Below are 8713 nucleotides of genomic sequence, written 5' to 3' on the forward strand. Positions count from 1 at the left end.
CGCCAGTCATCGAGCAGGTCAACGCCGATTTGATCCGCCGGGCCCCTGGCGCATCTTCCCTCCGGGAGGTTCAGCGCGAACGACGCCTGCTGACCTGCGCCGCAATCGCCCATAACCTCACCCGCACTGCCGGGCACCTCGCCGCCGGCCCTCAAGCCGGCGCCCGGCCAGCGACGATTCGTACCCGGATCATCAACGTCGCCGCCCGGATCGCGCATCGGGCCCGCACCATCCACCTGCACCTCCCCGAGCACTGGCCCTGGCAGACGGCGTTCGACAACCTGTTCACCGCCGTCCAGGCCACCCCCGGCTGACCAGCCGGAACCCGCAGAATCCAGGCGGCCCGGCCACAGGCCACAACCCTGCTCCACCCGAACAAACGCGTCCAGGGCAAGCCGATCACGAGATCGGCGACTCCCACACGCCCGCCGGATCACCCCACACAGAAATGATCAACGGCGATCGACACCGACTGCGTCGGTGGATCGAGGCTCAGGCTACGATTCTCTGGATGAAATGCACAGAATGTTTTCCTTCCTGCACCACGCAGAGTAGCCGCGTAGCAAAGTACCCAGTCACGAAGAACCGATCTGGGAGACCACCACGATCCGCGCGGTTCTGCAGCAGTGGGCTCGTCAACCTTTGGCCCACGAGAACGCGAATAGTCGAACAGCATGCAAGGCATCACTGGCTGCTGGTCTGCCGCAACCGCAGCGCCGGCGAGTTGGCGTTCTCCCGCTGCTGGTCACCCGAGTCCGTTGCCGTGCACCAACTCGGCGTCGTCGCCCGCCGGTCGCGGAGCACAGTCGCCCTTGGGCTGCATCGGGACGTATAGAAGTCGGAAGACGTCCAAGTTCATGCGGTGCCGATCCCCTCGTGGTGCGGTGAGTCTTGCTTGCGGAGTTGCCACTCGATGTGGCGCTCGCACGTAAGGCCCCGGCCGTCCGTGACATTTGCCTCCGGGCGGCCGGGGTGCCAAACACGCGGAGGACGCTCGATGACTTTTGGACAGCCCGAGGGCCAGCACGCGCCTCTCTCCGACCGGCTCGCCTCCGACTACCGCCAGGTGGTCGACATCCACAGCGACGACCCAGTCGTCGGCGCGTGCCTCGTCTGCCGAGTCTCCCGATGCGAAGACTGGCGATTCGCGTCTGAGCGACTGTTCGGCTTCGTCGAGCAACAGGCGGAGCAGGCCACCGTGGCCTCCCTGCCTGAACGGCAAAGCGATCAGTCGTGAACCGCCTCGCCCCGCTTTACGCCGGAGACGTGATTCACGTATCCGAAGCCGACTACTGCTTTGGCGCAGGATCCTTGACCTTACGAATCACCGACGTACACGGAATTTTGTACCTCAATGACGGGCCGTGGGTCATTGTCGACGGTATTCCGTTGTGGCCGGACGGCTGTGAGGAAGAGGAACGCTATGCGCAAATACGGATAGCGGGCATTCGGTTCCTCCCGGAACGGCATCCATCGAGTAATTCATCACGGCTGCGGCGATAACCTTCCCGCATCGCCCGTGCCCGGCATCAAGGCCGCTGATGACATCTTGGGACGCCGAGATGTGACGGGACGCCTCCGTAGACGTAGTCCCGGTCCGGCCCGCGTATGGGCAGTCTCAGGGAGTGGCCGGTATCTAGATCGCGAAGGCATTGGGACACCGGCCGCCCAAGGCCCCGGCCGTGCGCGTCCTGCGAAGAGCGTGCGGCCGGGGCTGCCCGTTCCGGCGGCTCAGCCGCTGACCTCGTGGCCGATCGCCCAGACTCTCTCGAACGCGTCGAGGTACGTGGCTGCCATGCCGTCGACGCCGCATTGCCTCAGATGAAAGACCGGAGCATGTGATGCCGGATGTCCGTAGATGTGCGGGTTGACCAACAGTTGGTCGTCGGTCCGGAAGATCGAGTTGTAGAGCACCGTGTCGTGAAGCCGCAGCTCGCCACCGGCCTCGATGATGGGGCGGAAGCCGACGAGGGCGGTGCGGATGCGGGCACCCATACCGTCGCCGACGCGCTCCTCGTTGCCCCGATCGGTGACATGCACTCCGTTCGGCTCGCCGAGTGCGATGCGAACCCGCACGCCGGCCTTGGCCTTCTCCCGCAGGAGAATCGACACGGCGAGGTCTTCGGCTAGGAACAGCGCGCTGTAGGCAAGGATGCCGATCTCCTTCTCGGCATGGGCGAACAGCCGCGTCCAAGCATCGGCGGGCACCGCGGAGCGGTGCGGATAGACGATCCGGATCTCATCGGCCTGCATAGCCGGTTCCGCAGGCCGCGCCAGGTCGGGCCACAGGTCGCGTGGAGACCATCCGGTCAACTCCACCAACGCGGCACGGTGCTGTGGATAGGGCGTGCGACCGGCGATCCACCGGTTGACGGTCTTTGGATCTACGCCGAGGCGCGCAGCCACATCGACTGCGTTGATCCCGGCTCCGCGGAGCGCGCGGGCGAGTGGACGGTTCACGCAGCTGGGTCCGCGTCGACGACCAGCGCCGCGGGGCCGCGGCACCCGGCTCGGTGAGGCCGTCGACGGCAGCCACGGGTTCGGTCGAGGACGAGAACGCCGCCCTGCGCCGCCGGGTCCGCAAGCTGGAGGAAGAACGCGACATTCTGCGTAAGGCGGCCCGGTATTTCGCCGACCAGACGCGCTGGTGAACCGCTTCCAGTTCGTCGCCGACCACCACACACGCTACGGCGTGAAGCGGTTGTGCCAGATCATCGGGGTTGCCCGGTCGAGTTACTACTACTGGGCGTCCACCGCACCCGAGCGGGCCGCCCGCGACGCCGCCGACCAAGCCCTCGCCGGGAAGATCCGGCAGGTCCACGCCGGCTCAGAAGGCACCTACGGCGCACCGCGGGTCACCGCCGAGCTGCAGGACACCGGCCTGCCGGTGAACCACAAGCGGGTCGCCCGGGTGATGCGCCGCTACCGCATCCAGGGCCTGCGACTGCGCCGCCGCGTCACGACCACCATCGCCGATCCCGCAGCGAGCAAGGCACCGGACCTGATCGGCCGTGACTTCACCGCCAAAGCGATCAACCAGCGTTACGTCGGCGACATCACCTATCTGCCCGTCGGTGAACGCGGATTCCTCTACCTGGCAACGGTTATCGACCTGCACTCGCGCCGGCTGACCGGCTGGGCGATCGCCGATCACATGCGTACCGATTTGGTCATCGACGCCCTCACCGCCGCGCAGCGGACCCGCGGAAGCCTCGACGGGGCGATCATGCACACCGACCACGGAGCCCAGTACACGTCCCGGGCCTTCGCCGAAGCCTGCGCCCAGGCCGGGGTCCGGCAATCGATGAGCAAGGTCGGCAGCTCGGCCGACAACGCTCTCGCGGAGTCGTTCAACGCGACCTTCAAACGCGAAACACTGCAAGGCCGCCGCGCGTTCACCGACGAACGCGAGGCCCGGCTCACCAGCTTCCGCTGGCTGCACCGCTACAACACCGTCCGACGCCACTCCCGGCTCGGACAACAATCACCGATCACCTACGAACGCACCACGGCAACATCGGCTACGCTGGCCACGGCCGCATAAACCCCGTGTCCAAGATCCGGGGGCAAGCCCCGTCAAGGTAGAGCTCATGCGCCGGACGCCCAGGCAGATCCATCGACGCCTGGGTGCGTATAGGAACGCGCCGTCTGTTCGTCGAAAATAACAAGAAGTGAATCCGGAAAATACGTTGGCAGTGAATCGCCGCCAAGTTCGCCTAGCGCAAGGACAACGCTCGCCCCTGAAGCAAGAACTAGCCTAATCGACCAGAGGCTTTCGGGGCAATCGACTTCGCTCACCTGCCAGCCGAAATTTACCGAAGAGATCCGCTGCCCGAGCAGCATGTTTCCCTGTGGAGATTGCCCGGCATCAACATTGATGACGCCTTCCACTGAGGGAACACCCATAGCACGAGATATCGATATACCTTCTATCAAATCATCCCTTTCCCAGGTGAAGCTCATTACCCCATCGGGAATACCTAGGACTACATCGAGGTCAACCTCGTGGCACGCTTCGCTAGGAATGCCAAGCAAACCGCCGTGCTCAGTCTGCCGGTAAGTAACCGACTCGATACGCTCACCAACCAGCGCCTCCCTGACGGCCGCGATCTCTTTATAATTAGACTTTAGAAGTATCACGAGAGAAATCACCCAGGATAATTGAAGCTACCAAAGTATTTGAAGTTGTTATCCGCATCGAACACGGCGCCAGCGCCATCCGGTCTAACGACACGCTTTCCACCATTACGAAACCCCCCTCCGGTGACATCTTCCTCCTTCGACCTTGGGTTGGAGACGATATCTTCCAACAGTTCCTGACCGGATTTATCTAGATCCTCGGTCTTAGATCCGACGCGTGGCAAGAAGCGCTTCTCAGTAACCTCTCCCGGCTTCAGCTGATGCTTGTCGTACTCTAGACCTGCTTGAGTCGTATCAGCTTTACCTCCCCGACCACCTACTTTCCCGCTTTCGATCCTCGTGCTACGGATTGCTGCAGGATCGACAGAGCCAGCCGAGCCCGAGGCTTGGTTGTTCCAGTGCAGGTCGTCGATGTGGTTGCGCAGGTTGTTGGCGCCGTGCCCGAAGGCCGCTCCTCCACCGGCGGCCACTGTGACGCCGAGGACGGCGGCCGGTACGGCCACGACTGTCGCGGTTCCAACGGATCCGATCTCGACCACACCACCGGTCAGGGCGAGCGCAGCACCGCCTTCCATGGCGAAGAGGCCCAGCTCCATCTCGGCGAGGTCGATGGCGATCTGGCCGAGGGTGTCCTGGTTTTCGTGGACCCATTCCATGGAGCGCTGGAAACCGTTGCAGACCGGGGCGAACCAGCCGCATTTTTCCTTCTGCTCGACGACGGGTACGGCTTGGGCGACGTTGCCGCTGGATGAGCCGGCACCGTTGTTTCCGCCGCTGCTGCCTCCGTCGTTGCCTCCGCCGTTGCCCGTGTTCCCGCCGCCGTTGTCGCCCCCGCTGCCCCCGCCGGTGGTGCCACCGCCGGTGTTGGTGCCCCCACCGCCGCCGCAGTACGGGTCACCGTTGCCCCAGATGCCGCACAGGCCCGATGGGTCGCTGATGGTGACGGGGTTGTCGGCGGAGTAGTTGTAGGCGGACCATTGCTGGGGGTCGGTCAGGTCCATCACGGGGTCGATGGAGATGAATCGGCCCAGTGTCGGGTCGTATTCGCGGGCGCCGAGGTGCGTCAGGCCGGTGTTGTCGCGGGTGCCGCCGACGAAGCCCTTGTCGCCGGACCATGTTGTGGGTTTGGTGCCGCGGTCCTCACCGAACGGTACAGTTCGCCGGCGGTTGACCGTGAGGCTCGCATCGCTGGAAACCGTTGCCGTCGCTGTGCCCTGATGGTCGTTGACCATCCAGGTCAGAGTGGTCGGCGTGCGCACGGCGATGGTGGAGCCGGCGTGGCTGTAGTAGCGGGTTCCTACCGCGGCACCAGTCTTCGGTTTGCGGATTTCGAGGCCGCCGGGCAGGTAGAGGGTGGCACCGGTGGGGTCGCGACGGACGAGTCGTTCGCCGCCGGCGTCATAGGTGTAGCTGGTGGTGCCGGTGGTGTCGGTGCTCGTGCTGATTTTGCCCTGGTCGTTCCAGGTCAGCGCCTGGCTTCCGGCGCCGGCTTTGCCGTCCGCCGCGCAGACGTTGGCCGCGGTGCCGGTGGGGCGGCATAGCGTGTTGCCGGTCGCGTCGTAGGCGTACTGCTGCGTGGCCGTGCTGCCGCCGGTTGCGGCGACCGAGGTGACCGCGTGCGGTTTGCTGCCCGCGCCGCCGCCGGAAGGCGGGTAGGTGTAGGTGCGGGTGGTGTTGGTCGCCTGGTGGATGACCTCGGACTTGCGGTTTCCGGAGGTGTCGTAGGTGTAGGACCGCCAGTAGGGAGCCGGCCCCGCCACGACAGCCGGGGTGACCGCGGCCGGACAGGTGTCGGTGGCCTGCGACCAGGCTTCGGTCAGCCGCCTGAGGTGGTCGTACTGGAAGCATTGGGTCTCGGCCGGCTGGCTGCCGTCGGGGGTGTCGGTGATCGCGGTGATCGTGCCGGCGTCGTCGTAGCGGTAGCCGAGGTTGTAGACGTCCTTCTTGAGTTCAGGAACCGCGTTGAACCTGGTCTGGCGGCCGGTTGCGTCGTCGTAACCGTAGGTCAGTCCGACGCGGGAGCCGTGCACGCCGAGGTTCTGGGCGATCAGCTTGTCGAACTGGTTGTAGACGATCTCCTGGGCGTAGATCTGCTTACCGACGAGCCCGTTCGGCAGACCGATCGGGTTGAACAGCGTCGTGACCGTCTCGGCGGGCAGACCCGCGACGGCGGGGGTGGTGACCTTCTCCACGGTGCCGTTGGGCCGGTAGCCGACGGACTGGGTGAAGGTGCACGGGTTGGCCTCACCGGACACGCACAGGCCGCTGTCCGTGGCCGGGACGGTCACGGAGGTGCCCTTCGGGCGGCCCGCGGCGTCGTAGCCGGTGGTGGCGCTGACGTAGGTGGAGGCGTTTCCGGCCTGGTCGTATTCGTAGCGGGTCGCGCTGGTGGGCTTGCCGTCGCCGTTGGCAAGGGTGTCGTAGGTCCATTCAGCGAGGGGGCGGCCGTCCTCGGCGCCCTGCCGTTCGGCGGTCTTGCGGCCGAGGTCGTCGTACTTGAAGTACAGCGCCTTACCGCGCGCGTCCCTGGTCCAGCTCAGTTGACCGGCGGCGTCATAGCCGCTGGTGGATGTGCCCGCGTCGGGGTCCTCCGTGGAGATCTTGTGGCCGCGCAGGTCGTAGCGGAAGTTCCAGGTGTTCTTGCCCGGGCCGGTGACCGAGCTGAGTTCGTCGCGGTTGGTGTAGCGGTAGGTGGTGCTGTCGAAGGTCGCCGCGTCGTCGCTGCCGACCTTCGCCGGGTCCTTGTACTGGCGCAGCTCGGCGAGGTTGCCGCGGGCGTCGGTGATCGACGTCGTGGCGATGCCTCCCTTGGGCGGGGTGACGCTGACCCTCTCTCCCGCGTAGGTGGTGTGGGTGCGCCACGCCTCATCACCGTTGATCTTGAAGATGGCGTCGGTGATCCGACCCGCACCGTCGTAGACGTTAGCGGTCAGTGCCGGGATCTCGGGACGGCGGACCGGGGTCACCAGGGTGGTGCTCGGTGCGGAGTTGTCGATGTCGTAGTACGGGCTGCTGGCCCAGTCGACCAGGCCGCGCGTGTTGTAGACGGTGTCGACCACGGCCCGGCCGCCGGCGAGCGTCTGCGTCTGCGTCTGGCGCAGGCGCAGCATGCCGTCGTAGAGGGCGATCGATGTGCGGTAGTTCTTCGAGCCGTACGGCATCAGGTTCTTGGTGACGACCGAGCTGGGCGCGGTCTTGCTCACGGTGTAGGTGTAGCTGACCGAGGGGTCGGTCTTGAACGTCGCACGGTCGCGGCCCGGCGCCCACACGTTCAGCAGCCGGCCGTTGCCGTCATAGCTGGACTCGGTCACCAGGCCGTTGGTGTCGGTGACCTTGACCGGTACGGCCAAAGCCGGGTTGAACGTCTGCGTGGCCGTCTGGCCGAGGGCGTTGGTGGTCTTCGTCTGGGTGACCGGGCCCCCGACGGCGGGGGTGAAGTCGGTGGTGGTGACGTTCTTGAGCGCGTCCTCCTGCCGGGTCACGCGGCCGGTGGCGTCAAATCCGGTACGGCTGGCGGTGACGAAGACCGGGGTGGTGCCGTCGAAGCGGTCGACTTGGTCGACGCGGACCGGCAGGCCGCGGGTCGGGGCCGCGCCGTAGGTGTCGGCGTTGTCGTAGTACGTGCGGATGTCGCTGAGCACGTTTTCGGGTTTGGTGGCCGTGCCGCAGCCGGCTCCGTCGATGACTTTGCGTTTGACCCGGTCGAGCATGAAGGCCGGCTCGTTGCGGGTGTATTCGGTGCGGGTACACCGGTCATCGCCGTTGTCGGCCTCGTCACCGAGGTCGTTGATCTCGCTGACCAGGTTGTCGTCGTTGACCTTGGTGATGGTCTTCGTCCACCGCGTCGTTCCGCTGGCCAGCTTGGTGCGTTTCCGGACGGTTTCCAGGTGCGTCTTCCAAGCGTTCAACGGTCCGGATGTCGCCGTGGGACCTTGCGCCACCGGTGTGTTCAGGGTGCCAGTGACCCAGCTGGTGCCGTTGTAGTCGATCTGCTCGCGGAGCATGCCGGTGAATGCCTCGTGGTCGGTGACCTTGCCGCCGAGCGAGTCCTCGATCTGCACGTTGCGGGGTGTGCCCTTGGGCGGGAGCGCATCGCCGACGGGCTGGGGGTCGCCGTCCAGGCCCCGGAAGTAGCGGTACTCCGTCCTGGACTGCACCTCCTGATCGACCCCGGTGCGGACCTGCACCCGGCCGTAGCCGCGGAACTGTCCCCAGGTGCGCCGTTTCGGCTTGACCAGTTCCGAGTTGTCGTAGGCCCATGCCGGGCTGTCGAGGTAGTCGTAATTGGTCTGCTGGTGCTCGAAGCCGCCGGTGTTGTCGTAGACGTCGACGCGGTTGACGACGTACTTGTTGAACCAGTCGATCTTGGAGTCTTCGCCCTCGGCGGCGTAGTACTGCGGGAAGCAGCGCTTGGTGTTGGCCCACGGCTTGGGCAAGGTGATGTCGTCGCACTCGGGCTTGGAGTAGGTGACGCCGATCTGCGCGCCGGACTCCGTGGTGATCGTCTCGATGCGGCTGCGGAACAGGCTCGAGTGGCCGTTGGGCGTGTCCACCCGGTTCGGCATGACGTCGG

The 8713-nt window shown here is 65.6% G+C and carries 6 protein-coding genes and 1 pseudogene; 4 read left to right on the top strand and 3 right to left on the bottom strand.

All coding sequences use genetic code 11. The features are described from left to right. Both DMB66_RS48270 and DMB66_RS48275 read left to right on the top strand, forming a co-directional pair. Positions 1 to 263, top strand: a pseudogene (locus DMB66_RS48270) (transposase); the annotation flags it as partial. A 734-nt stretch (positions 264 to 997) separates the two neighbouring features. Continuing rightward, positions 998 to 1237 (top strand): hypothetical protein, encoded by a 240-nt coding sequence (locus tag DMB66_RS48275; protein WP_125810843.1) that lies wholly within the window; start codon positions 998 to 1000, stop codon positions 1235 to 1237. A 494-nt stretch (positions 1238 to 1731) separates the two neighbouring features. On the opposite strand, the gene DMB66_RS48280 is transcribed toward DMB66_RS48275, so the two are convergent. Beyond that, entirely contained in the window at positions 1732 to 2319 is a 588-nt protein-coding gene (locus DMB66_RS48280; protein WP_233625359.1) for an XRE family transcriptional regulator, read from the bottom strand. Positions 2320 to 2447: 128 nt separating this feature from the next. Between DMB66_RS48280 and DMB66_RS66290 the strand changes: the two genes are divergently transcribed. Together DMB66_RS66290 and DMB66_RS48290 are read left to right on the top strand one after the other, a co-directional pair. Further along, entirely contained in the window at positions 2448 to 2651 is a 204-nt protein-coding gene (locus DMB66_RS66290; protein WP_125810845.1) for a hypothetical protein, read from the top strand. Further along, entirely contained in the window at positions 2648 to 3544 is an 897-nt protein-coding gene (locus DMB66_RS48290; protein WP_158647601.1) for an IS3 family transposase, read from the top strand. Before DMB66_RS66290 ends, DMB66_RS48290 begins: the two co-directional genes overlap by 4 nt. A 44-nt stretch (positions 3545 to 3588) precedes the next feature. Here the strand turns inward: DMB66_RS48290 and DMB66_RS48295 are convergent, their stop codons facing one another. Both DMB66_RS48295 and DMB66_RS48300 read right to left on the bottom strand, forming a co-directional pair. After that, positions 3589 to 4152: a hypothetical protein gene (locus DMB66_RS48295; RefSeq protein ID WP_125810847.1), complete on the bottom strand. Its 564-nt coding sequence runs from the start codon at positions 4150 to 4152 to the stop codon at positions 3589 to 3591. After that, positions 4149 to 8693: an RHS repeat domain-containing protein gene (locus DMB66_RS48300; RefSeq protein ID WP_125810848.1), complete on the bottom strand. Its 4545-nt coding sequence runs from the start codon at positions 8691 to 8693 to the stop codon at positions 4149 to 4151. The genes DMB66_RS48295 and DMB66_RS48300 overlap by 4 nt, the downstream gene beginning before the upstream one ends. Between the last annotated feature and the right edge of the window lie 20 nt (positions 8694 to 8713).

It is taken from the genome of Actinoplanes sp. ATCC 53533 (assembly GCF_003947245.1).

Coding starts and splice junctions, on each gene's coding strand:
- DMB66_RS48275 (WP_125810843.1), top strand. CDS start 998: ATGACTTTTGGACAGCCCGAGGGCCAGCACGCGCCTCTCTCCGACCGG.